The organism is Pantoea sp. Nvir, assembly GCF_009829915.1.
In the GTDB taxonomy this organism is placed as follows: Bacteria; Pseudomonadota; Gammaproteobacteria; order Enterobacterales; family Enterobacteriaceae; genus Pantoea.
Genome location: NZ_SZZW01000003.1, coordinates 74451 through 100861, shown reverse-complemented (window position 1 = coordinate 100861; position 26411 = coordinate 74451). Strand labels below are relative to the sequence as shown.

Sequence of the window (26411 nt, the reverse complement as noted above, 5' to 3'; positions counted from 1 at the left end):
TTAACCATATAGAAATAATTAACGCTGTGTTTTCGTTGTTGATTATATACAAATATATAGTGTTATAGAGAGCAACGAGGTCATAAATGTTCGGATTAGACGCTTTTCACTTGGCTAGGATACAGTTCGCTTTTACTGTCTCCTTTCACATAATTTTCCCAGCTATTACCATCGGTCTTGCCAGTTTTTTAGCAGTTCTTGAGGGTATGTGGCTAAAAAGCCGTGACGAAACTTATCGCGACCTCTATCTCTTCTGGTCCAAGGTATTTGCTGTTAACTTTGGTATGGGCGTAGTATCCGGTTTGGTAATGGCATACCAGTTCGGCACTAACTGGAGTGGATTCTCTCAATTCGCAGGCAGTATCACCGGCCCTCTCCTTACCTATGAGGTGCTAACTGCCTTCTTTCTTGAAGCAGGATTTCTCGGCGTAATGCTATTTGGCTGGAACCGTGTCGGTCCTGGCTTGCATTTTTTAGCTACTTGTATGGTGGCGCTAGGTACACTCATCTCTACCTTTTGGATTATTGCCTCCAATAGCTGGATGCATACACCGCAAGGCTATCTTATCCAAAACGGCATTATGGTACCTGAAGATTGGTTGAAAATAATTTTTAATCCATCGTTCCCGTACCGTCTGTTCCATATGTCAGTAGCAGCATTTCTTTCCAGCGCATTTTTTGTCGGGGCGTCTGGTGCATGGCATTTGCTACGCGGCAACAATAACCGTGCTATCCGTACGATGTTTTCTATGGCACTCTGGATGGCGATAGTTGTATCCCCAATTCAGGCGATTATAGGTGATCTTCATGGGCTAAATACTTTACAGTATCAGCCGGCGAAGATTGTTGCGATTGAAGGACACTGGGAAAATTTACCTGGTAAAGCAACACCTCTAATTCTATTCGGAATTCCTGACATGAATGAGGAGCGTACTAAATACGCTCTGGAAATTCCTTACCTTGGCAGCTTGCTATTGAACCACAGTTTGGACAAACAGTTGATGACGTTGAAAAGCTTCCCGAAAGAAGATCGTCCTAATTCGCTGATTATTTTCTGGTCATTCCGCATAATGGTGGTTATGGGATTGCTAATGATTACGCTTGGCTTGGTCAGTCTGTGGCTACGTTATAAAGGTCGTATCTATCAATCACGTCCATTTTTATGGTTTACTCTGTTGATGGGACCTTCTGGGCTGATTGCGTTGTTAGCAGGCTGGTTTACCACTGAGATTGGTCGTCAGCCTTGGGTAATTTACGGAGTGCAACGCACTATTGATGCAGTATCAGGCCGCAATACTCTTCACATGAGCGTTAGCCTAGTAGCCTTTATCCTTGTTTACTCTGCAGTATTTGGCGTGGGTTGCATCTATATGATTCGTCTAGTTCAGAAAGGGCCGATTACAGGCGAAGGTAAAGATGTGCGTTATGGTGGTCCAGGTCATAGTAAAACCCCAGCTCGTCCACTATCTGCAGCATATGGAAGCCTGAACGATCTGCACGAGGAGGGGGAAACAGAATGATTGATCTTTCCATTATCTGGTTTGCGATTATTGTTTTTGCTACCTTGATGTATATAGTTATGGATGGTTTTGATCTCGGTATCGGGTCGCTGTTCTTTTTTAACAAAGATCCGATCGAACGTAACGTGATGGTTAACACCGTAGCACCGGTATGGGACGGTAATGAAACATGGTTAGTTCTAGGAGGAGCAAGCTTGTATGGGGCGTTTCCCCTTGCTTACTCTGTCGTTGCTGATGCTCTCTCGATTCCGTTGACAGCGATGCTGATTGGTCTAATCTTCCGTGGTGTAGCTTTTGAGTTTCGCTTTAAAGCAACGGAAACGCATCGTCCATTCTGGGACAAGTCCTTTATGGCAGGTTCCATCCTCGCAGCCTTTAGCCAGGGAGTCGTAGTTGGAGCGATGATAGATGGTATTCCTGTGATAGACCGTCACTTTAGTGGATCCGTAATGGACTGGCTGGCGCCTTTCCCACTTTTTTGTGGAGTAAGTTTAATAATCGCTTACACATTGCTAGGTTGTACTTGGCTTACTATGAAAACTGATGATGACCTGCATCGGAAAATGTCTGCGTTGGTAACACCGTTGGTGATTGCACTGTTGGTGGTAATTGGCATTATTAGTCTCTGGACACCGTTCAGTCATGAAGCTATCCGGCACCGTTGGTTTAGTTTTCCAAATTTGTTCTGGTTTCTACCAGTCCCAGTTCTAGTGCTACTTTGTTCATGGGGTATTATTCGTACAACCAAGTGCAAAGCGCATTACTTACCGTTCCTGTTAACTCTAGCACTAATTTTCTTAGGATTTTCCGGTCTTGGCATCAGCGTGTGGCCAAATATTGTGCCCCCTTCCATCACTATCTGGCAAGCAGCTGCTCCAGCAATTAGCCAGGTCTTTATGCTAATAGGTAGTCTACTAATTATTCCAATTATCCTTGGCTATACTTTCTGGAGTTACTATGTGTTCCGAGGAAAAATAAAAATGGAAGAAGGATACCATTGATATGCAATATTCAAAATGAGATGGAAAATGTTGAAAACCAAAATCAAAATAGATCTACATTGTGGAAACGTATTCTATGGTTAGTGTTGATCTATGGAGCAAGTGTGTTGGCACTTGGTATCGTGGCTAGTTTGTTACGTATAATGATGACTGCAGCTGGCATGAAAATCCACTAATGCTTTTAATTCTAGAAAAGTCGTAGAGGTTTTGACAAATGGATATTACGAACTGGAAAGAAAATCATTCTGCGGTAATTGGTATGGGTTCTGGAGCGAATATTAAAAATTAAATAAGTGATTACGAAGAGAATAAAAATTGATGTTACAGCATAATAGGACGTCCGGTCTGCTCCCATCAATGAAGTTAGTATGTTATATTGTGCTGGGTGGACAACAATCATAGTGCTTCGGCTACAGATAGCTACTCTTAGTGCCGGTCAGCAGTTACTGGTACAACTCTCGAGTTGTCGTACATTATTTTCAGCGCCATCACAATAATTTTACCTTTATTTGTAGTATGTATGCGTATGCTAAACATAGCAAGCAACCTTAATTAATCCGGCACAGAAGAGGGGGGGTCTCTCCTGTGCCGGATTAATGTGTTTTTTCGAATCCTCTATTTAGGTAACAGTCGGAACTGTTTTTAAAGGCTCACTCTTTTGTCAATGAAAAATAGAAGAGAATAAAAGACGTGCATGATTAAATCAACACCTTTAATCCGCCAAAATTAGTACATAATTACGCTTTTATGGAATATATCAATTACATCTTTGTATTTTAATGTAAAGCAAGTAATTTTATTTACTTTCGTATACTATTCTTCATAGAAGTTTTTTCTTACTTTTAAAAAGTAGAATAATTCTAATGTTAAATGGACAATGTATTAAATATGGCTAATTTTACAAGTAGATAATGATACAATTCAGTCTACTTTTTATGCCAATAAGAAGTGGAGTTTCTCCATGTTTTTTTACCTAAAAACTGCTCAATATTAATTTCATTACTGCATCCCCATTCTAAGAGGATGCGATTAATAGGCTTGTTTTGCTTTATTTATTAAGAAAACATTTATATTTGAAATAATAATACAAAACGCATGAAACTTAGCTCTCTATTTGGTGTACTTTAAGAACAAACTGATATAATACTAATTATATAGTAAGACCTTAGTCTCTACTAATACTACATCTGAAGTTATTTTTTGGAGACAGCATGCCTTAATGCAAGGATAGCAAGTTTTAGCAGGATGCTTTAACAGAAGCTGTTTCATTTTTTGACTTGAAAACATAAAATGTCATGATTTAGCTGTACCATACGTAGGAAAGATGGCAGCTCGCCAACTTTAGTATTCCTTGTAAGACTGTTTACTAAAGAACAGTGTTATCTTGGTCTAGAGAAATACTACTTACTGACAAAACACCCACAAATATCCAGATAAATAATCTAGTATAGGTGTTGACTCAATTTAAGTAGTATGTAAAAAAATATCCGCGATACCTTTAAATTATTTTTAATGATTTAAAGATGTTCCACTGAGTTAATGCCGAGGTTAATATAAAGATGGGGCTGGCTGTCACCAGAAGGTTTATAATTTATATGTATTCATAAGCTATAAAATTTCCCCCTCTATAATTTAAAAAGTAACTGTTAGCGCTAGCGGAATTCTGTAGGAGCTAACAAGCCCCTTGCCTAATAATTTAGGCGTTAGTATCTTACTAACTAGCTGTAAGTGCGCCTCTTTGGCTCCAGATGTTCATAAAACAAAACATACAGATTTATTATTGTATTAATTAATACATAATTATTACAGTCCGAGTATACCGCAACTATCGCATGCTTCTATAAAAAACTTTTTCTATAATTTCTTCATTATTTTATTAACAGAAAGAATAAAAATTCATATGTGGCTGTTGGTTCACGGCAAGGTATTAGCCATCAGCTCTTGCTAGGAAAATATCAAAGTCAAAGTCTAGATTAAAACTTGTCAGGTTGCCTAATGTAATACACCCGCGATATAGTTCGGTAACTACCAAATTAATTGCGTACATTAAATAAATTGCCTATTAGTATCGATGGTAACTATGTTGTACCATGCTTACTTTATATAAATAGCGCCGTGATTCTACAGAAGGATGCCTTGTCATTAGAATGTTATAAACTTGGCTGGGCGACATATTATTAATTACATTAAAAGCACGATCTCTATAGCTGGAGAAGACACGTAGCACACTGCCCGCACCACTATTGTAAGCAGTAATAACTGCATAACGGCGCGATAAAGGATCATGGATGCCACCCAAATAACTTTTTTGCAACAGAGAAAGGTAGGCGGTTCCAGTGTCTATATTGTTCTCTGGGTCGAGTAAATAGTTACGACTTGGCTTGCCCCACTTGCCCTTCATACGAAATACATCGACACCTGCTGTGTGCTGTACTACCTGCATCAGGCCAAGCGCATCAGAATGGCTTACCGCATAAGGATTAAAGCTTGATTCAGTCTGCATGATCGCAAGAATCAGAGACACATCAACATCATACACACCAGCGGCTTTATGCACCATAGGTAGGAACTTATGTGCACGTTTATCAAGATGATTAGGCACCATCAGCATAGTCACTGAATAAATTACATGTAGGTCGGAGACGCGACATTGCAATTTATGTTGTAGGAGATAATCGGCAAAATTACTTGCACGGCCCTGCCAGCGAATAGGCTGGTTAGTATTGTCCAGTACCTGACCATAGAGTAATGGCTCTTTACTAATCACGTTATTATTAGAATCGGAATAAAGGTTAATATCGAGGGAATCGTCACCAACCAGCAGTGTGGCAATGATAGCTTGTCTAAGGTGAGCTATTGGATTAGTAGCGGAAATTGTCTCGATAGTAATGTTACCGTTTTTAAAATTAATGTGACTACGGGTATAATAGTTGTCGCTGTATTTAACATAATCCTTTGGTCCAGCAACTAGGACCTCATTGGTACCCCAAGTATGCTCGATGTTGTGAGCATACTGGCCCATTAAAATATCAAAACTATTGGTATCTTTAATCCATTCTTTTTGGTATTGCGAAGATTTTTTACTTGAGCAGGAAACCAAAAGCGGAGCGATCACCAACAGTGCACATAATATCTTCTTCATTGTAAATGCGTGGTAAAAGCCTGCTTAACCCGGAAGAGAGGGACCTAAGTTCTAAGGTACCATAAAATTATGCTTCTGGTGGCGTGTAGCCTTTTGTATGAACCTCTTTGCCTTCAAACAGGAAATTTATCATTGCCTGCTCGAGAACCTTACGGTCTTCTGGATTAGTCATGTTGAGTTTCTTCTCGTTAATTAACATGGTCTGTTTTACCATCCACATCTTACTGGCTTCCTTAGATATTTCGTTATATATGCGCTTTCCTAGTTCGCCTGGGTATAGCTGAAAATCCTGACCTTCAGCATCGCGCTGTAGATAAGTGCAAAAAATAATGCGACTCATCACTTTTCCTCTTTAATTTTATAGGGGTACAAGGCCAATTTTTTGTAGAGAACGCAACTTGTATAAAATTCGTTGAATCGGAACTGCAAGCCCTACTGAATGTTAGCCCAGCCAAGTTATACAAAAGACAAGTAGGTTCTTCCATCATTTGGCCCGGCAGATAACAATAATACTTAAATTGGTACAATATCTAGATGAAAATGACTGAAGGTATGGTGAAATGCATTTAATATCTCAGTTTTGTATGAATACCACTCGCATGTAGCCAGTTGTGTATCACCTTATTCGGTAATGAACCGCAAAAAACATAATAGTCTACACTATAACCCTGCTGGTAACCTCTATTCTAACCAGACGGTTTCCCCCCCATCCTGTAACAACAAAAATAAGATGTAATGAACTAGCAACGCCTTGTGAGTTTTTTGCCGTAATAACTTGTCTAACCTTAGTTAAGGTAAGCATAATAGCTCTTATTTAGTAGGCAAATTTAGCATTTTTCAAGTGACGCTACAGCTACATTGCCTCCTTATAGGAGGAAATGTAGCATAAGGCCCTTAATTAAAATAAGGGATCAATTTAACCTGAATCTTTTGTATCATCACTTTAGAGACTCAAACATTGTCAGGTGATTTTGCTTGCTACCATAGTAGGCTTTTGCGTCTAAGTTATTGGTACCATTCTAACATCTGCTGCATATGAAGGAAATTTCTACTCATTGCTTTATACTTAGTAAGTCTTTCTTCATTATATAGGTTAAATTATCAATTTAAACATGATTTCAATGCTTATTTTTATTTATAAATTTACATTATATTCCTACCTTTAAATAGAGATATATCATGATTAATAACGTTATCACCTCGGAATTTGATAATAATGGGTTGCCATTACGCCGTATTCGTAGTTTTGTACGTCGCCAGAGGCGGTTGACGAAAAGGCAACAGCTGGCGCTCGATAAATACTGGCCAGAGATGGGCATAGAATTTCAACCTGAAATACTCGATATGACGCGCCTTTTTAGACGCAATAAGCCGGTTGTACTAGAGATTGGCTTTGGCATGGGCGATTCACTTGTAACTATGGCACAGAATAATCCCCAGCAAAACTTCTTTGGTATTGAAGTGCATGCTCCTGGAGTGGGCTCTTGCCTCGCTTCGGCTAAAGAGAAGGGTGTAGAGAATTTACGTTTGATATATCATGACGCAGTAGAAGTCTTTGAGAAGATGATATCGGATAATTCGTTAAGTGTAGTGCAGCTCTTCTTTCCGGATCCTTGGCACAAAGCTCGCCATAATAAACGCCGTATTGTACAGGTGCCGTTCGCCAAGATGGTAATGCATAAGCTAAAGATAGGAGGAGTATTCCACATAGCAACCGATTGGGAAATCTACGCTAAACATATGTTGGAAGTAATGAATAATATTGACGGCTATAAAAATAATTCGAAAAAACAGGAATATATAACGTATCCTCAGGTACGACCAGTAACAAAATTTGAGCAGCGTGGACAGCAACTAGGCCATGGAATTTGGGACTTAATTTTTGAAAGAGTGAAATAATACTTACACAAAGTAGTAGGTATTGTGGTATTGAAGATGAATTTTTAGTAAAAGAATCCCATTAACGGCGTTAATAAATAACCCTATCCTTAAGCAATCTTAAGGGAAATTAAAAATGATTAATTCATAGAAAGATATTATCAAGTCGCAATAAAATTTAAAAAATTTTACTTTGAAAATTATCTGAAGGACTCTGTACGAGAGCGAGTAATATACTACTAACTTAAGTAGTATATCTTAATCATAAAAAAAATCATCCTCTTACAAATTGACCGTGCCAAACTTCTTTTTATATAGAAAACTTGAATTTTACAAGGATATCATCCGTGTGCAGGCTTTTAATATCTTGCACGACTACTCTTCTGATAGGAAAAATTCCAACAAAGAATTCAAAAATAATCTGCCTTTATCGGTGATCTTCCAGTGCGTTTCACTTTCAACTACGTATCCAGCGGTTATTGCCTTATCCATCTGCGATTGAATTGTCTGTTTGTGTAGGCCAGTATAGTGAGTAAATTCTTCGTGCGGAACATCTTCAAATAGGCGGAAGCGGTTCATAAAATACTCGAATGGCTTCTCCGCATCCAAAATCTCATACTGTTTGTCCTGATAGCGACCTTGCATAAAACTATGTGGATGTAGCGTTTTGACAGTACGTACGATAAGTCCATTCATCTGAGTCAGCTTACCGTGTGCACCGCACCCAATGCCAAGATAGTCTCCAAAACGCCAGTAATTAAGATTATGCTCGCAGCGGTAGCCTGGTTTTGCATAGGATGAGATTTCATACTGCTGATAGCCAGCAGTAGTAAGAAGGTTATCACCTTGCTTAAAGATATCCCATAACGTATCATCGTGTGGTAGTATCGGTGGTTGAGAGCTAAACAGTGTATTGGGTTCAATGGTCAGTTGATACCAAGAAAGATGTGGTGCATTAAGCATAATAGCCTGATGAAGGTCGTTTAGCGCTTCCTCCAGCGACTGCTTTGGTAGGCCATGCATTAAATCGAGATTAAAGCTACGTAGCTGCATTCTATCTGCAAGATATGCAGCATGTTTTGCCTCTTTTACGCTATGAATACGCCCTAATATCGCTAGCTTTTGTGGACTAAAGCTCTGCACTCCAATAGAGATACGGTTAATCCCTGCCTGTTGATATGCGCTAAAGCGCTTAGCTTCTACAGTGCTCGGGTTAGCTTCTATGGTGATTTCTGCATCGGCCGCCAGCGGCACCCTCGCCCGAGTACCTTCCATTAGTATATGTATTGAGTCGCTATTCATTATACTAGGTGTCCCACCTCCAATAAAAATAGTACGTACTTCGCGACCGTTTGTTAGCAGTAAATCGTTTTCCAGATCTCGTAGTAGGTGTTGTACATATTCAATATGAGGCACCTCGTCTTTTAACACATGGGAATTGAAGTCGCAGTAGGGACACTTTTTGACGCACCACGGAATGTGGATATAAAGGCTTAGCGGCGGTAAATTATACATTGCACATTACTTCTAGCAGAATTATCAATGCGTTCTTATGATGATAAAAAACATTGTGTTTTGATTATGATCAATTTAGCAGCGGTTGTGCCTAGCTTAGTTAGTACTTAGAAAACAAGATTGTAGCTAAAGAAGGATTTAGAGGCGAAGATGCGACTTATGCCATCTGCACAAGTGCCATAAAAATGCTAGAGATGTCGGATTTTTCACATAGTGTGGGACTACTAACTAACATATATTAGAAATATTCTTGATGATCGCCATCCAGAAATTTTTCTGGCATTTTCATGTTTTAATTTTCTCAAAACTATCTTGTACCCTAATTAATTATCTAGTGTTACACATCATGCTTATCTCCATAAGGATGTTTCTAGCCATCTCTGAAGAATCTAGTTTTCTGCATTTATAGTATACTCTCATAATGGTAATTTTCATAAAGGTTAGTCTAGTATTTTATTGACTCCATTCCTAGTGCGGGTTTAGCTACGATATCGAAATTGAATTAAAGGTGGTAACTATCTCCATTAATTCATGTAATTTACTGGAATTTCCAGTAGCGTAATTTTTTATATAATAGTATCAGTGTTTTTTTAAAGCAGATACCAGAGGCTTGGGAATAAGTCCATGCCGAGAAAATTTAGGGCATAAAGTATTAGAATTACAATCATAGCGGAAAAATCGATACCGCTTATTACAGGCAGGATGTGGCGAATCGGTGCCATTAGCGGCTCAGTTAGCTGAATTAGTATATAATCCAAAGGGCTACGTCCTGAGCTAATCCAGCTCATTAGTGAACGAATAATTATGACCCAAAATACCAAATAACCAGTAGACTTTAGCAGAGCTAGTAGCCCTACCAGAAAGTTTGTAGCGTCCATTGAAAAGACGCCTACATGCATTAGTAGCAAAATTGGATATTTCAGAGTTGCTAGCATAAATGCCAGAAACAGCGAAGCGCTATCAATCGAACCGATATCTGGGATAATACGGTGTAGTGACTTGATAATCGGTTGTGTAATTTGGAGTACGAAATGCAAAAATGGATTATAAAAATCACAACGCAAATACTTCATCCAAACACGCAACAATAGCATCATCATGTACAGGTCGATTAATGTGTTGACTAAAAACGTCAATGTGAACATTAGGTTCCCTCAATCATTATTGAGTATTGGATACATAGTCCCGCACGCCAAAAACTGCGGTGCCAATACGTAGCATTGTACTACCTGCAGTAATAGCCGCCTCCATATCCTTACTCATTCCCAAAGAGAGCGTATCAACTTCAGGATAGTATTGCTTTAAATGATGAAAGGTGTTAGTCGTCATCTGACACGCCTCCAGCTGAAGCTGATAGTCATCCTCAGGAGCTGGGATAGCCATCAATCCCCTCAGATGCAATCGTGGCAATTCTGAAACTTTCTGCGCCAATATATGTAAAGCATCTAACATGATTCCAGATTTACTATTTTCATTACTAATATTTATTTGAATCAATACATTTAGCGGCGGTAGAATAATTGGGCGCTGATCACTAAGGCGTTGAGCAATCTTTTGACTGTCAACGGTATGGCACCAATTAAAGTGTTCTGCTACTAGACGGCTTTTATTAGCTTGTAACGGTCCGATGAAGTGCCACTGTATACCAGGAAGTGTGGTCAGAGCTGTAATCTTTGCGACTCCTTCTTGTACGTAATTTTCACCGAATGCGAGTTGTCCGGTAGCTATAGCTTCTTTGATTGCGCCTGTAGGTTTACTTTTACTTACTGCAACTAGTGTGATTTCTTCGGGATCGCGTCCGCATTGCTTTGCAGCAAGGTAGATTCGTTGACGTATTTTCTGTAAGTTATGCTGGATTGAACTCATAGTCACAAAATTATTAATTGATATAGAAGAAATTGTGGTACCTTTTATTGTAAAATAAAGCACCGTTTTTATACGCTTCAAATTTATATAATGGAGCGATTATGCTGTATTGGGTTAAGACACCCGAATTATCTGGATCGGCGCACTACCGTTATAGCAATACACTATTCACCAAACATTAACTATTACTGGGAGCAGGCTATTTTTTAATATTACTATGTTGCACAAATATAGCGTGTAATAGACAATAGCACATTATTTATTGATTGGCCGTAATTAGACTAATGCACATACATATGCAGTTGGCACATGGTTATGAAAGAATGTTTATGCGTACAGCATAAGTGTTCGACTAACGATCTTTGAAGGGGTTTTTTTTAGAGTAGGGTGGAACACTAGAAAGTATTATGTTAATTGCAGTGAATTTCAGTACTGCAGTAAGCGCACTGACATACATAGAACTCCATTCCATAACAGAAATATCAATTTATTTCTAGCCAATCTTGCAAAATAATAGCAGCCGCATGAGAATCTACCGAGTATTTATTCAGCGCACGGTATCCACCGCGTTCAAATAGGCAGTAGCGTGCTTCGACAGTGCTAAGACGCTCGTCCTGTAGCTCGACGCGAATATCGAAGCGATCATGTAGACATCTAGCAAACTTACGTACACGAGAAGTGAGGTATTGCTCAGATCCATCCATATTAAGCGGAAGGCCTACCACGAGGTAATCGGGCTGCCACTCTTTTAATAACTTCTCTATCTGCATCCAGTCAGGAGTACCGTCTTGTGCTTTCAAAGCGTTAAGAGGGCGAACATTACCGGTAAACAGCTGACCGACTGCAATGCCGATATTTTTAGTCCCGAAATCAAAGCATAAAAGGATTTTTGTCGACATCAAGCGTGCCCAGCATTACTGGTAATGCTATGGATATCAATGCCTATACCGCGCGCTGCTTCACGCCAGCGTTCAGCAATCGGCGTTTGAAATAAAACATTACTATCAGCGGGCGTGGTAAGCCAGGCGTTCTCCATGAGTTCAGCCTCTAGCTGATCTTTCTTCCAGGCACAGTAGCCTAGTGCAACTAGTACATGCTCAGGCCGCGAAGCGGTACCGAGCGATTCCAGTACGTCGCGTGAAGTAGTAATCACTGTGGTATCAGAAATACGGATGCTGGATGAGAAGGTACGTTGTGCGGAATGAAGGATAAAACCACGATCCTCAGCTAAAGGCCCCCCGATAAATATCGGTTTATCCAAAGAAATCGTAGAGTCACGCCCACCGGTATTAATTTTCATTTTTTTTAAAATGTCTTCAACTGTTAGATTTTCTAGCGGTTTATTAATAATTAAACCCATCGAGCCCTCTTCATTGTGCTCGCAAATATAAACCACAGAACGCCTAAAAAAAAGATCTTCTAGCGAAGGCATGGCGATTAAAAAATGATGTTGTAGATTTATTCTCATTCGATGTACCAAAAAAGGACGAGCGCAGAGTGAATATGCTGCTTTAGGTTGGCCACGACGGATCCCAGCTCCAGGGTTAAGCTCATCCTAGACGTTTTTCAATAGCGTCCATCAACATACCTGTGATGGAGATCGGGAATGCAGCTTCGATTTCACATACACATGTGGGGCTGGTGACGTTTACTTCAGTAAGTTTATCACCAATTATATCCAAGCCTACAAAAATCAATCCTTTTGATTTTAGTGTTGGACTTATGCGACGTGCCAAATCCCAGTCGCTTTTGCTTAATGGACGTGCCTCTCCGTGACCACCTACGGCGAGGTTGCTGCGAGTTTCCCCTCTCTGAGGGATGCGGGTTAGACAATAAGGAACCGGTTCACCATCGACTACCAGAACACGTTTGTCACCTTCTTTAATCTCTGGCAGATAATTTTGCGCCATACAGAAACATGAACTATAGTGGGTCATTAACTCTGTAATCACACCAAAATTATGGTCATCCTGCTTTACACGGAAAATAGACGCGCCACCCATACTATCTAGCGGTTTTATAATAATATCGCCATGTTTTTGCCAAAATGCGTACAGTTTTTCTTTACTGCAAGTTACTAATGTATTCGGTGTAAATTCGGGAAACCAGGCAGTATAGAGTTTCTCGTTACAGTCACGTAAACTTTGCGGCTTATTAATGATTAATGTACCTTGTGCTTCTGCGCGCTCTAAGATGTAGGTGATGTAGATAAACTCGGTATTGAACGGCGGATCCTTACGCATCAGGATTACATTGAGATCGGCTAGCATGATATCTTGCTCTCTGCCAAATTCATACCATTTTTTAAAGTTCCGCTCAACATGCATCAAACGAGTACGAGCATGTGAAACACCGCAGCAAATAGAAAGATCGGTCATTTCCATATAGTGAATTTCATAACCACGGCGCTGTGCTTCTAGCAACATGGCGAAGCTGGTATCTTTTTTAATGTTAATGGACGCTATAGGATCCATAACGATGCCAATTTTAATCATTGTTCTTCCTTAGAAACACGGTCTTTACTATTTCCATAAGGTCATGGTCGCTGACTTTAGTTAAAATGCTTAATTCTAGAATTATGTATTAATTCTAGAATCATGTATTATAAAGTACTTTTCAGTTAAATTCATAGTATATGGTTAAGAACATATTAGGTGTAGGCAAAGTCTACCAATAATCTTTTAATAGTTTTTAGCATCTGTCTTTACTTTGCATTGTCTTAAATTGGGTGAGATGTAAAAAAAGATGGAACTCGCGATTGTCAGACCGATGTTCAGGAAGCTTATTATTTTTTTGATACATCTTTCTATCATCAAAAATGATCCTGTTGCAAAAGTTACTTTATCGTTCTTATAAAGTTCCAGACTCTACAGTTATCACACGCACAGTACGTAGCTAATCTTATTAAGACGTTTTTATCCTACTTATCTATGATTGCTACTTATCTACTACCTAATAGTTCAGAATAATATGTGATACGAACTTTTATACATCTCCTGAAATCTAAGAACGGAAAAATTGTAGAAAAGATATTTTCACTCATTAATTTTAACACTAACAAACCTGCTGCATAATACAAGGATTATGATTACCTTACACACAAGTTAAGGTGGTGTTGGTTCGCACCCCAGTAGAATATGTGGACTGGGATTACTCGCTACAGGATGTTTTTAACATGCTTATTTTTAATCTGTTTTTATGCTAAATCTAGCATAATATTGATTTATATTGCATAATTTTAAATTATGCTCGATAAATAAAAAATTAAAAAATGGTGGTAGTGAGAATGCAGATTCATTAAGAGATGCATTTCAGCTAAAGAAAGTTAGAGAACAGTTATTAACTGATAACAGGTTTTTGCAAGTCACGTAAAGATACTCATCTTTACTACATCACTCACAGTGATGTGATATCATGCGTTAAGTAGTATTGCTACTAATATTAGGCGATGGTAGGGAGTGTTGGTGCACGCTTGGGGGTATCAATTTAATTGATATAGTGATGTGTATTATAAAAATATTTTCAATGATTTATAATAAAAAAGCACCGCATCAAAAGTAAAGTACACTTCTATTTCTCTAGAAATAATGCTGCTAGAGTGTTACAGTTTTATGATTGGCAAGTTTTAAAGAATAGCACTATGAGTATTATATTAGAGGGACACCTGCAAAAAAAACAACGACAATAGAAAATATCTCCCTATGTTGGAATCCATGAGTGATATAGAAAGAGAATAAAGAGAATACAGTCCAATATAAAGGTGGGCTTTACAGCCCCGCCTTCGTGTTATAGCGCAGGAATGTTAATCTTGAGAGCCGATATCACGCAGTTTTTTACCGGACATCAAGTTACGCTCGATATGTTCCAAAGAAACATTTTTTGTCTCCGGGATCAGTAGCACCGTCAGCAGAATAAATAAGACGTTCAGCAGCGCATAGAACCAGAAAGTTAGGGCATTGCCCATCGTATTCAGCATGGTAAGGAAAGTTGCACCGACGATCATATTAGCAATCCAGTTGGTAGTAGTAGATACGGTAATTCCAAAATCACGGCCTTTTAACGGCTGTATCTCTGAGCAAAGTACCCAGATAAGTGGGCCAGCACTCATAGCGAAGCCAAGGATAAATATCAGCAGCATAGCGATAGAAAAATACTGCTCTTCTTGTGAATGGATACCGGTATGTAGCATAGTACCAAGGACTACCATGCCGAATGCCATCACTAAAAATCCTAGTATTAGCGTTGGTTTACGTCCCCAGCGGTCTACCAATCCTATAGCAATAAAAGTGGCCAGAACGTTGACCATGCCTACAATAACCGTACCCCACATCTGTTCATTACTATTAGAGAAACCGGCGATTTCAAAGATTTTCGGTGCATAATACATGATGACGTTCATGCCAGTGAACTGTTGCATTACCTGTAATAGTACACCTAGGAACACAGTGCGCCGAAAATTGCTATTACTCTGAAAAAGCTGCCAGCCAGACTGTTTAATTTTCAGGCTCTCACGTATCTCTTCCAGCTCGCGTTTTGCCTGCTCGCTAGTATCTCGTAGGCGATCTAGCACATGCTGAGCGTCGCGGAAGTAACCTCTAGTTGCTAGCCAACGTGGGCTATTGGGCAAAAAAATCACGCCTAACAGCAATAATACTGCAGGGATAGTAATGATACCGAGCATCCAGCGCCAGTTACCTGATTCGCTAAAAGCGGTGTCGGATAGATAAGCAACAAAAATACCGATAGTAATCATTAACTGATAGAGCGAAATCATACTACCACGGATATTCTCAGGAGCTATTTCAGATAGATATAGAGGAGCAGTATAAGATGTAATTCCTACGGCCAGTCCTAGCACCACCCGTGCAACGATAAGAATTTCTGGGTTAGGCACCACAGCAGACCAAAGTGAGCCTATAATAAATAGAATTGCTCCTGCTGTTAGACTCTGTTTACGGCCAAGATGGGACGACATCCAGCCAGAGCTGATAGCGCCGACGGACGCTCCAAACATCATTGAGCTAACAATCCATTCTTGCTGGTGTGCAGTCGCATTGAAATTTTTTGTAATAAACGGCAGCGCGCCTGCGATAACACCGATATCAAGTCCAAATAATAGGCCGGCAAGGGCCGCAAGAAAACAGACAAGAAAGGTCATCACCTTATTTGACGTTCTGCTTTTATGAGCATTACTGGGCATTATACCTCCGATTTTTCATGATTACTTTTTGAATGTTAAAAAAACTTTTCCCATGAAAAAGTGATGTAGATCACGCAAATGTAATCGGTTACACACTTTTTTATAATAAAATTCGACATTCTCAGCAAGAGAATATTAAATGTATAGATAGAGTAAAATTTTGATAAACTTCTAACATTTCATCAAATATCATCTATTAGAGCACGATAAAACAACTATTTTAAGAAAAAAATAAAAGTCATTAAATACTAACTATAAGATAAAAAAGATTTTTAATTTGTAATCGGTAACACCAATTTTTGGTAACCCATAGAAATGTCTTTAAGAAAAGAAAAAGTTTTGAATGCAAAGAAAAAAGATAAATAAATAAAGAAAATATAAAAAACGAAAATTATTCTTTAATTAAGTGAATAGTGCATCCAGTAAATTAAATTTACAGACCAGCTGCTTCGCGTAACTGGACAGCTTTATCGGTTTTTTCCCAAGGAAAGTGTTCACGCCCAAAATGACCGTAAGCGGCGGTTTCTTTATAGATTGGTTGCAATAAATCCAGCATTCTAATTAGTCCATAAGGGCGCAGATCAAAAAATTCGCGCATTAGAAAGGTTAACCGCTCAACTAATATTTTCTCAGTACCAAAGGTTTCTACCATAATAGAGGTTGGTTCTGCTACGCCAATAGCATAAGAAACCTGAATTTCACAGCGATCGGCCAGACCAGCTGCAACGATGTTTTTTGCCACATAGCGCGCTGCATAGGCAGCAGAACGATCGACTTTTGATGGATCTTTACCGGAGAAAGCACCACCACCGTGACGCGCCAAACCACCATAGGTATCAACAATTATTTTACGTCCGGTCAGACCGCAGTCACCCATGGGACCACCGATAACGAAGCGTCCAGTTGGGTTGATGTGATATTTAGTACTGGCACTGATCCATTTGCTTGGTAGGACCGGTTTGATGATCTCTTCCATTACTGCTTCGCGTAAGGTATGTTGGTCAACATCTTCCGAGTGCTGAGTTGAGAGTACTACAGCGTCGATACCAATAATTTTACCGTGGTCATACTGGAAAGTAATCTGACTTTTTGCATCTGGACGTAACCATGGCAATATGCCGTTTTTACGTACTTCAGACTGACGTTGCATTAGACGGTGAGAATAGGTCACTGGAGCTGGCATTAATACGTTAGTTTCATTGGTGGCATAGCCAAACATCATGCCTTGATCACCTGCACCTTGATCCAGCGGATCAGTACGGTCAACACCCTGTTTGATATCTGGTGATTGTTTCCCTATAGCACTTAATACAGCACAAGAGTTGGCGTCAAAGCCCATATCAGAGTGAATATAACCGATTTCACGTACGGTATTGCGAGTAATTTCTTCGATATCGACCCAGGCGCTAGTCGTGATCTCGCCCCCCACTAACACCATACCAGTTTTTACGTAAGTTTCGCAGGCCACGCGCGCTTCGAGATCCTGTTCTAGGATAGCGTCTAGCACGGCATCGGAAATCTGGTCGGCAATTTTATCAGGGTGTCCTTCTGATACGGACTCGGACGTAAAAAGGTGTTTAGCCATTCTGTTCCTTACTTTGCAAATGGTTTAAATGCGACAGCATAGTCTAAGTCAAGTTAACCTATTTGATGCTCCTTCAGGCGAAACCGCGAGCAATTTAATCAGTGTTAGAGTCTCGGAGGTATTACCTGAATATTAACTATTTTAGACGGAAAACCATCTGGACGGCTATTTTAGGTTAAGAAATGAATGAGAAATACCAACCATTTTTCTATTTTTACATTTTTGAAAACATGCTGTAAACCCTAGCAAAAAAACGTGGTTTAAAAGCATGAAAATTCAAGGGACATTATTCCCTAATTTTAATATCAGATAAACTGGACTACATGCTTATATGGCAGATTTCTAATAAAAAAAACATGCATTTCATAAACAAAAAAATAAATACTTGAAATATCTGACAACAAACAGGTTCGTTACATATCGAATAGAGTAAGCACCGCTTAATACAGGAAATTGACATGAATAACTATAATAGGAGCAAAATTCTGTAAGAGAATAACGTTACTTCATAGAACAAAACCACTGCGACACCAACGAAATTGGCAACATTAGCGATGGATATATTCACCACATCCTACAGCACCGTCCGTCCGTACTAAATAAACAAAATATTTAAAATTTCACTATCATGAGAGTAGTATTACTGCGTCTCCTAAAACCGTAGGGCTTTATAAAACCGTTTCAAAAAAATGATGGTGTGTTAGAAGAAGTTAGAAAAGAATTCTATTATTCCTTCTTATGCCTAAAAGATTACGAACATATACTTTTGATACCACCTAACTAGCAGGAGCCATCATAAATATTTATTTATTTATTGATCATCGGTTGGACATCTTATCTCCAACAGAATAGAAACTGAATTGGGGAGTACATTGGCATATGTGGAATAGAGAAAACTCAAAATCCATGTGGGTTCCATCAGATCTATTGATTTGATTTACGAATGGAATACCGGTTATTGCTGATGACTTTTTCTAAATATTTAGCCTTAATATTAACAACGTTAATGCGCAAGGACAGGTGTGGTTAATTGAAAAAATTTTAAAGCAAGAAGGAGATGCAGCGCATCCTAATTTCTTTTACTTGAAAATATCTAGGTAGTAATAGTACTTACTATGATGAAAGTATCATATAGATCTAATAAGTCAGATTATATATGATCTCAATCATTTTAATTGATTTTTTTAGCTGGATATTGTTGTTCTTGAGCTTTTTCATGCATATTTCTGGCAGGGCGCACGAAAATATTCTGTACAAAGCAGGATGAAAAGTTCAAGTTAGCGTGTTCTTTAGCAAGAAGTGGCAAAAGAAAAATGACCATTCGGGTAGGGATAAATGGCTTTGGCCGGATTGGGCGCAATGTATTGCGTGCACTCTATGAAACTGGACGTCGCGATGAAATCACCGTTGCAGCGATTAATGAACTGGCAGAATCACCTTGCATGGCACATCTGCTTAAATATGATACCAGTCATGGTCGCTTTGCCTTTAATGTAGGGCAAGAGCGCGATCTATTGTGGGTAGGAGAAGATATAATTCGTCTCCTGCATCATACTGACATTTTGTCACTACCCTGGCGAGAGCTTGATACTGATGTCGTGCTAGATTGCACGGGTATTTATGGCAGCCGCGAGGACGGTGAAGCGCATCTAGCAGCAGGAGCTAAAAAAGTGCTCTTTTCTCATCCTGGTACCAATGATCTTGATGCCACAGTTGTATTCGGCGTTAATGAACAAGACCTTAAAAAGACTGACTGCATCGTCTCCAACGCCTCCTGTACTACTAACTGTATTATACCAGTAATAAAACTAATAGATGATGCTTTCGGCATAGAGTTGGGAACTGTGACGACAATTCACTCGGCGATGAACGATCAGCAAGTAATCGACAACCATCATAGCGATCTACGTCGTACACGCGCAGCCAGTCAGTCGATTATTCCAGTTGACACTAAGCTGGCTGCTGGGATTAACCGTATTTTCCCGAAATTTAATGATCGCTTCCAAGCTATTGCAGTACGCGTACCCACTATTAATGTTACTGCCATTGATCTCAGTGTTTCCGTATATGAGGCAGTAGGCATTTACGAGGTTAATTCGCTGCTACAAAACGCATCAGAAGAGGCATTCTATGGTATAGTGGACTATACAGAATTACCGTTAGTATCGGTGGATTTTAACCATGACACACACAGTGCCATTGTAGATGGAACGCAAACACGAGTCAGTGGTCAACACTTAATTAAGATACTAGTATGGTGTGACAACGAATGGGGCTTTGCTAACCGAATGCTAGATACAACATTAGCAATGGCTGCAAGCGGGTTTAGGTAAGGCGGCGCGGTTTACGCTTGTCAAAAATTATGAGAATTAACAAGAGGGTTCACCATGTCTGTAATTAAAATGTCCGATTTGGACTTAACGGGTAAGCGTATTCTGATCCGAGCTGATTTTAATGTACCATTAAAAGAAGGGAAAATCATGTCGGAAGCGCGTATCTTAGCTTCTCTTCCTACGCTCGAATCTGCGTTGAAACAAGGTGCAAAAGTGATGGTCACCTCTCACCTAGGTCGCCCAATTGAAGGTGAATACAACGAAAAATTCTCGCTGTTACCTGTCGTTAACTGTTTAAAAAACACACTAGAATTGAATGGTATTAAAGTTACTTTAGCAAAAAATTACCTCGATGGCGTCGATGTCGGTGCTGGTGAACTGGTAGTACTAGAAAATGTGCGCTTTAATAAGGGTGAAAAGAAAGACGATGAAGTTCTAGCAAAAAAATATGCTGCTTTGTGTGATATCTTCGTAATGGACGCCTTCGGTACTGCACATCGCGCAGAGGCGTCTACACACGGCGTTCTCAAATTCGCCTCAATCGCCTGTGCAGGTCCTTTACTTTTGGCAGAGTTAGAAGCGCTAAGTAAAGTGATGAGCAATCCGGAAAGACCGCTGTTAGCTGTGGTAGGCGGTTCAAAAGTTTCAACTAAATTCGACGTACTACAGTCGTTAGTCAAAATCGCAGATACAGTAATCGTTGGAGGCGGTATTGCCAATACCTTTATAGCAATTGACAATAAAGTCGGTAAATCTCTATATGAACCAGACTTCGTCGAAGCAGCGAAAGACCTACGTGATCAGTATGGAATTCCAGTTCCATCTGATTTACGCGTTGGTACTGAATTCTCTGAAACTGCCCCCGCAATTATGAAAAAAAAATCGGCAGTTGCCGATAACGAAGAGATCATGGATCTAGGTGATGAAACGTTACATAAGGTAGAAAAGCTGCTAAAAGAAGCAAAGACCATTCTATGGAATGGTCCAGTGGGCGTGTTCGAGTTCCCGAATTTCCGTAAAGGTACTGAGATTGTTGCTAACGCGATAGCCGACAGTGAAGCTTTCTCTGTAGCTGGGGGGGGTGATACGCTAGCAGCTATCGACCTATTTAACATTAAAGATAAAATCTCTTATATTTCTACCGGCGGTGGTGCGTTTCTTAAGTTCATAGAAGGTAAGAAACTTCCTGCAGTTGAGATATTAGAAAATCGAGCGAAGCAGTAATCTTTTTTTGAAGGAACACGTCTATCGGCCATTTGCCTAGAGTTCTTGCTTTTTGGGATTTTAAAGCTCTGTCTCTAATGCAGATGGTCGGTTAAGCAACAGGACACAACCATGTCTAAGATTTTAGATTTAGTTAAACCAGGCATTGTCACTAACGATGACATTCAAAAGGTATTTCAAGTAGCAAAAGATAATAAATTTGCACTACCGGCAGTAAACTGCGTTGGTACCGACTCTATCAATGCTGTACTTGAAGCAGCTGCGAAAGCGAAAGCACCAGTTGTCGTCCAATTTTCTAACGGCGGCTCTGAATTTATCGCAGGTAAAGGGTTCAAAACTAACAAGACTCAAGGAGCAGCGGTTTTCGGAGCTATTTCAGGCGCATATCATGTTCATCTAATGGCTGAACAGTATGGAGTGCCAGTTATTTTACATACCGACCACTGCACGAAGAAACTACTGCCGTGGATTGATGGCCTGCTGGATGCAGGCGAAGAATATTTCAAGAAAGCTGGGAAACCTCTTTTCTCTTCCCATATGATCGATCTCTCTAAAGAGTCTTTAGAAGAGAATATCAAAATTTGTAGCAAATACCTAGCGCGTATGGAGGAGCTAGGTATGACGCTAGAGATAGAGCTGGGTATAACAGGCGGTGAAGAAGATGGTATAGATAATAGCCATGCTGACTCTTCGGCATTTTATAGCCAACCGGAAGAAGTAGATTATGCTTATACTGAACTAAGCAAAATTAGCAAAAGTTTTACTATCGCTGCTTCTTTCGGTAATGTGCACGGCGTCTATAAGCAGGGTAATATTAAGCTAGTGCCAACTATTTTACGTGATTCGCAGAAATATGTATGTAAAAAACATGGTTTACCTCCTAACTCACTAAACTTTGTTTTCCACGGAGGTTCCGGTTCTTCTGCTGCTGAAATCGAAGAATCGATAAAATATGGCGTTATCAAAATGAATGTCGATACCGATGCACAATGGGCAACTTGGGCAGGAATCATGCAGTACTACAAAAAGAATAAAGAGTATCTACAAGGCCAGCTTGGCAATCCACATGGTTCAGACATCCCAAACAAAAAATATTATGATCCGCGTATCTGGTTGAGAGCTGCACAATCCTCTATGGTTATGCGCCTTGAGCAGACTTTTAAAGAACTTAATGCCATTGATCGTCTATAAATAAAGTTATCTTCCCCATTGGTTAGCTGATCGCGCTAATCAAAGAACGTAGCTTGGAGTAGCTTTTATCGTCTTGATAACATCAGAGCTACAATAATGGACTATATTTGCTAGTTTTGTGTCTGCTAAAGCACATTGTGTCTCAATCTGTTAGTGAGGGCGGTAGTACATTGGATGTGGATTATCGTTAGCCGAAATTGGCGCTGAAAGTATAAAAATACAACTAATTTTCATTGCTAAACGTAACTAAAAAATCATAAAAACATAAAATGTTAGAATGGGAGAAGCTACTCGGTACGAGTACTATTTTGATTAAATCATTAAAGATATTAAAAATATTAAAGATATCAAAAAATAGAGTGACTATTATGAGTTATGAATCAAATATCTGCTTTTCAGCAAAAGAATGGTATTGAATAAAAAAATATGAATATTTTCTCCCCTTTGCTCATTGGAAATGAGCTAAAATATGACCTCTCCCAAAGAGAGGTTAATCATCTGTGTTACAGCGTAATCGTGTGGTGATGGTATCGGGTGAGTGTTATTCAGTGAATACTGAATAACATTTATTTTTGGAAAATAATTTTAAAAGCAAGTTACATAAAATAAGTTTAGTGAATCTAGTAAAATATTCAGAAAATGGGATATGCTTAGGCGCGTGTTTTGTTTTTTAGAGCAATAGACTGCTAAGCATTGTTCTCAAAAAGCTGCTGTATCCTGTTCCTTTGGCCATCTTGGGTATCACAGAAAGAAGGGCTGTGAGCAATTAGTCTTTCGATGAGTTAGCGTATTAAGCTACTTTCTGTAACAAAGTCCTATGAGTAGATCATACTACTTTAAATGAAGTAGTTTTCCGCTTGCCAGTTTGTATTTAGTCTACGGATACGGAATTGTCCAGCAAGTTGAACCATGTCGTTAAGTTGCACAAAAACTTCTAATAAATTAACAATATGGTAGAGGTAGTTCACTCCACCAGATGATAGATCAAAATTTTGATATTAGAAAACCTAATGCATATTGCTGAGATGTGCAAAAGCGACTACGGGGGGGGGTTGTAAAGCTCGAGCGTGCCGAGCTGATTGACAAGGCATAGTTTGAGGTGCACCGGTAAGTACGCTAGTACAGTTTTTGAAGCAAGGAATAGATAAGAAAATCTTTCTAGAGTCTAGAAGTTCACTGCTAGTGATAATAGCAGTGGAGTGGTACGATGTTCTTATCTCTCAACTACTCCTTTTCTCTATCAGCTCATTGTGTGTAACAGTGCTAATCGCTTCTGGCCTTACTGGCTCGCAAGGTGGTACATGCACACTTGATTACATATTTACGGCTAACCAAACAATTTTCTACCTGCTTGATACGTTATCATATGCAGACTCAATAATAATGTATACTGCCTATGCAGTCCGAGCTTAAAACTACGTTTATTGATCACCATCCAGTACCTGAAGGGTTAGTAATTTTGACGTTTTATTTTTGTTCCTCCCTTTGCAGGTAACGGGGAGTGAGCTGCTATGCCAAGAAAATTTTTTGATATGATAAACAGTAATTTTGGTATTTAAAGTACCTTAGAGGTCCTTTCTTTGAGATTGCTTCTAAGCTTCTAAAGCGATCTTTTTTGATAAAAGAGCCTCTTGTATTCATTAAGTATTGTTTTATGCTACTCTCATTTTCTTTAACCTATAGATTTAACCATGCCATGACACAAGATGAACTGAAAAAAGTCGTAGGCCTAGCTGCACTGCAATACGTACAACCTGATACCGTAGTTGGTATTGGCACAGGATCTACTGTTATGCACTTTATAGATGCCCTTGCTACGGTGAAACATCTAATTAAAGGTGCGGTCTCCAGTTCAGAAGCTTCAACCCTAAGATTGAAAAATCTTGGTATCACAATATTCGATCTCAATGAGATCGATACTTTGTCGATTTATGTGGACGGTGCGGATGAGATCAATCCTCATATGCAGATGATTAAAGGTGGCGGCGCAGCTCTAACACGTGAGAAGATCGTCGCAGCTGTTGCAGAAAAGTTCATCTGCATCGCTGACTCTTCAAAAGAAGTTGATATGTTAGGGAGTTTTCCACTTCCGATAGAAGTAATCTCAATGGCGCGCACTTATGTTGCTCGTGAATTAGTCAAGCTTGGTGGTATGCCAAAGTATCGCCAGCACGTTGTTACTGATAACGGAAATATTATTCTCGATGTACATAATTTGCGTATTGTTGACCCAATTACAATGGAAAAAACTATCAATGCGCTGCCAGGCGTGGTGACAGTAGGACTATTCGCTATGCGTGGCGCGGATATAGCTCTAATAGGCATGGCTGATGGCATGGTGAAAATTATGAAAAAATGATTTTTATAGCACGTTAAAGCTTTTTAGGTTATGTGTTATCTGTTATTTTTTTTCTATGCGTTTCGTGGATTATTCAACGCTAGATTTTTTGTGAACTATCCTTTTTGCAGGTATATATGTATCAATAACTGGATAATAAATTATATTGCAGCGAAAGAATTTTTTGATATTTTGATAGGTAGGAATGGGCTTATGGCAGGTATTGTTCAAATCACCATAGGGTTAGGGAAATGGCAAAGCTATCTCTGGAAAAAGGCAAAATTAAATTCTTACTGGTAGAAGGTGTACATCAAAGCGCATTGGAAAATCTATACGCATCAGGTTATACCAACATTGAATTTTATAAAGGCGCATTGAATGCAGAATTATTGAAATCTTCTATCCGTGATGCTCACTTTATTGGTATTCGTTCCCGCACTCAACTAACAAAAGCAATTCTCTCCTACGCAGAAAAACTGATAGCTGTGGGATGTTTTTGCATTGGCACCAATCAGGTCGATCTTAATGAGGCAGCAACACGCGGCATTCCAGTTTTCAATGCTCCGTTTTCTAATACACGTTCAGTTGCCGAGTTAGTTATCGGTGAAATGTTGATGATGTTGCGTGGTATTCCAGAAGCAAATGCAAAATTACATCGCGGTGTCTGGAATAAAAATTCTGTAGCCTCTTTCGAGGCACGCAGCAAAAATCTCGGCATTATTGGCTACGGCCATATTGGCATGCAACTTGGTATACTAGCCGAAAGTTTGGGTATGCATGTTTTTTTCTATGATATTGAAAATAAGCTACCGTTGGGCAATGCCATGCAAGTAAGGAATCTTGCCGATCTACTGAATATGAGCGATGTAGTAAGCCTGCACGTACCAGAAAACCATTCAACACAGAATATGATTAGCGTACAAGAACTAATGCAAATGAAAGAAGGAGCCTTGTTGATTAATGCTTCACGTGGCACTGTCTTGGATATTCTAGCACTTTGCAATGCATTGAAGAATAAACACCTTGCTGGCGCAGCAATTGATGTTTTCCCGATTGAGCCAGCTACTAACAGCGACCCTTTTAATTCACCGTTGTGCGAATTCGATAACGTAATTCTGACACCGCACATTGGTGGTTCAACACAGGAAGCACAGGAAAATATCGGTATTGAAGTAGCAGGTAAACTAGCCAAATACTCTGATAACGGTTCTACACTCTCTGCAGTCAACTTCCCAGAAGTATCGTTACCGATACACGGTACTAATACTAGCCGTTTGCTACATATTCATGGAAACCGTCCGGGCGTACTAACGGCAATTAACCAAATTTTTACAGAGCAAGATATTAACATCGCTGCGCAGTTCCTTCAAACTTCGTCGTTAATAGGTTATGTGGTAATTGATATTGATGCACCGAAGGATTTAGCAGATAAAGCTCTGCAGCTCATAAAGATGATTCCGGGAACGATTCGCGCTCGGTTGTTATACTGACATCTCTATTTTTTAAAAAAATAGGAAGCTGTTAGTTCGCTCTCAACATATTTTTATTAAAATTAGACTTTGTTGCAGGTAAGCTGTGTTAGTAAAAGTTCATCTGCTATGATGTCTTTAACATCCGC

General features: G+C 39.4%; 19 protein-coding genes. 9 read left to right on the top strand and 10 right to left on the bottom strand.

The window, feature by feature from the left end:
- Positions 1–86: 86 nt before the first annotated feature.
- Genes FD729_RS03240 through FD729_RS03230 form a run of 3 tightly spaced genes read left to right on the top strand, consistent with a single transcriptional unit; the run spans position 87 to position 2697 of the window.
- Positions 87–1520 (top strand): cytochrome ubiquinol oxidase subunit I, encoded by a 1434-nt coding sequence (locus FD729_RS03240; protein WP_159931849.1) that lies wholly within the window; start codon positions 87–89, stop codon positions 1518–1520.
- Positions 1517–2521, top strand: coding sequence for a cytochrome d ubiquinol oxidase subunit II (gene cydB, locus FD729_RS03235; RefSeq protein ID WP_159931848.1), 1005 nt, complete (start codon positions 1517–1519; stop codon positions 2519–2521). Before FD729_RS03240 ends, cydB begins: the two co-directional genes overlap by 4 nt.
- Positions 2522–2541: 20 nt before the next feature.
- Entirely contained in the window at positions 2542–2697 is a 156-nt protein-coding gene (locus tag FD729_RS03230; RefSeq protein WP_204162613.1) for a DUF2474 domain-containing protein, read from the top strand.
- 1886 nt (positions 2698–4583) lie between these two features.
- Here the strand turns inward: FD729_RS03230 and mltC are convergent.
- A complete protein-coding gene (gene mltC, locus FD729_RS03225; protein ID WP_159931847.1) occupies positions 4584–5663 on the bottom strand; it encodes a membrane-bound lytic murein transglycosylase MltC in 1080 nt (359 codons plus the stop codon).
- A 67-nt stretch (positions 5664–5730) separates the two neighbouring features.
- Positions 5731–6003, bottom strand: a complete 273-nt coding sequence (locus FD729_RS03220) for an oxidative damage protection protein (RefSeq protein ID WP_159931846.1) — start codon at positions 6001–6003, stop codon at positions 5731–5733.
- 839 nt (positions 6004–6842) lie between these two features.
- On the opposite strand from FD729_RS03220, the gene trmB reads away from it, so the two are divergent.
- Positions 6843–7562 (top strand): tRNA (guanosine(46)-N7)-methyltransferase TrmB, encoded by a 720-nt coding sequence (trmB, locus tag FD729_RS03215; protein WP_159931845.1) that lies wholly within the window; start codon positions 6843–6845, stop codon positions 7560–7562.
- 354 nt (positions 7563–7916) lie between these two features.
- Here trmB and hemW read toward each other — a convergent pair whose 3' ends face one another.
- The 8 genes from hemW to metK all read right to left on the bottom strand — a co-directional run bounded on the left by hemW (position 7917) and on the right by metK (position 17707).
- Positions 7917–9056, bottom strand: coding sequence for a radical SAM family heme chaperone HemW (gene hemW, locus FD729_RS03210; protein ID WP_159931844.1), 1140 nt, complete (start codon positions 9054–9056; stop codon positions 7917–7919).
- Positions 9057–9646: 590 nt separating this feature from the next.
- On the bottom strand, positions 9647–10201 hold the full coding sequence (locus tag FD729_RS03205) for a YggT family protein (protein WP_159931843.1): 555 nt from the start codon (positions 10199–10201) through the stop codon (positions 9647–9649).
- Positions 10202–10217: 16 nt separating this feature from the next.
- Positions 10218–10922: a YggS family pyridoxal phosphate-dependent enzyme gene (locus FD729_RS03200; protein ID WP_159931842.1), complete on the bottom strand. Its 705-nt coding sequence runs from the start codon at positions 10920–10922 to the stop codon at positions 10218–10220.
- Between the two features lie 482 nt (positions 10923–11404).
- Complete coding sequence (gene ruvX / locus FD729_RS03195) at positions 11405–11821, bottom strand: Holliday junction resolvase RuvX (RefSeq protein ID WP_159931841.1); 417 nt, start codon at positions 11819–11821, stop codon at positions 11405–11407.
- On the bottom strand, positions 11821–12384 hold the full coding sequence (locus FD729_RS03190; protein ID WP_159931887.1) for a YqgE/AlgH family protein: 564 nt from the start codon (positions 12382–12384) through the stop codon (positions 11821–11823). Before FD729_RS03190 ends, ruvX begins: the two co-directional genes overlap by 1 nt.
- Positions 12385–12472: 88 nt before the next feature.
- On the bottom strand, positions 12473–13417 hold the full coding sequence (gene gshB / locus FD729_RS03185) for a glutathione synthase (RefSeq protein ID WP_159931840.1): 945 nt from the start codon (positions 13415–13417) through the stop codon (positions 12473–12475).
- 1307 nt (positions 13418–14724) lie between these two features.
- Positions 14725–16122, bottom strand: coding sequence for a sugar porter family MFS transporter (locus FD729_RS03180; protein WP_159931839.1), 1398 nt, complete (start codon positions 16120–16122; stop codon positions 14725–14727).
- 433 nt (positions 16123–16555) lie between these two features.
- Positions 16556–17707: a methionine adenosyltransferase gene (gene metK / locus FD729_RS03175; RefSeq protein WP_159931838.1), complete on the bottom strand. Its 1152-nt coding sequence runs from the start codon at positions 17705–17707 to the stop codon at positions 16556–16558.
- Positions 17708–19020: 1313 nt separating this feature from the next.
- On the opposite strand from metK, the gene epd reads away from it, so the two are divergent.
- From epd to serA, 5 genes are all read left to right on the top strand, one after another.
- Positions 19021–20040 carry an erythrose-4-phosphate dehydrogenase gene (gene epd, locus FD729_RS03170; protein WP_159931837.1) on the top strand — a complete coding sequence of 340 codons (1020 nt, stop codon included), beginning with the start codon at positions 19021–19023 and terminating at the stop codon, positions 20038–20040.
- A 54-nt stretch (positions 20041–20094) separates the two neighbouring features.
- On the top strand, positions 20095–21264 hold the full coding sequence (locus FD729_RS03165) for a phosphoglycerate kinase (protein WP_159931836.1): 1170 nt from the start codon (positions 20095–20097) through the stop codon (positions 21262–21264).
- 111 nt (positions 21265–21375) lie between these two features.
- A complete protein-coding gene (gene fbaA, locus FD729_RS03160) occupies positions 21376–22455 on the top strand; it encodes a class II fructose-bisphosphate aldolase (protein ID WP_159931835.1) in 1080 nt (359 codons plus the stop codon).
- A 1696-nt stretch (positions 22456–24151) separates the two neighbouring features.
- The gene (gene rpiA, locus FD729_RS03155; protein WP_159931834.1) at positions 24152–24814 is read left to right on the top strand and encodes a ribose-5-phosphate isomerase RpiA; all 663 of its coding nucleotides are present in this window, start codon (positions 24152–24154) and stop codon (positions 24812–24814) included.
- Positions 24815–25044: 230 nt separating this feature from the next.
- Positions 25045–26283: a phosphoglycerate dehydrogenase gene (gene serA / locus FD729_RS03150; RefSeq protein WP_159931833.1), complete on the top strand. Its 1239-nt coding sequence runs from the start codon at positions 25045–25047 to the stop codon at positions 26281–26283.
- Positions 26284–26411 lie beyond the last annotated feature (128 nt).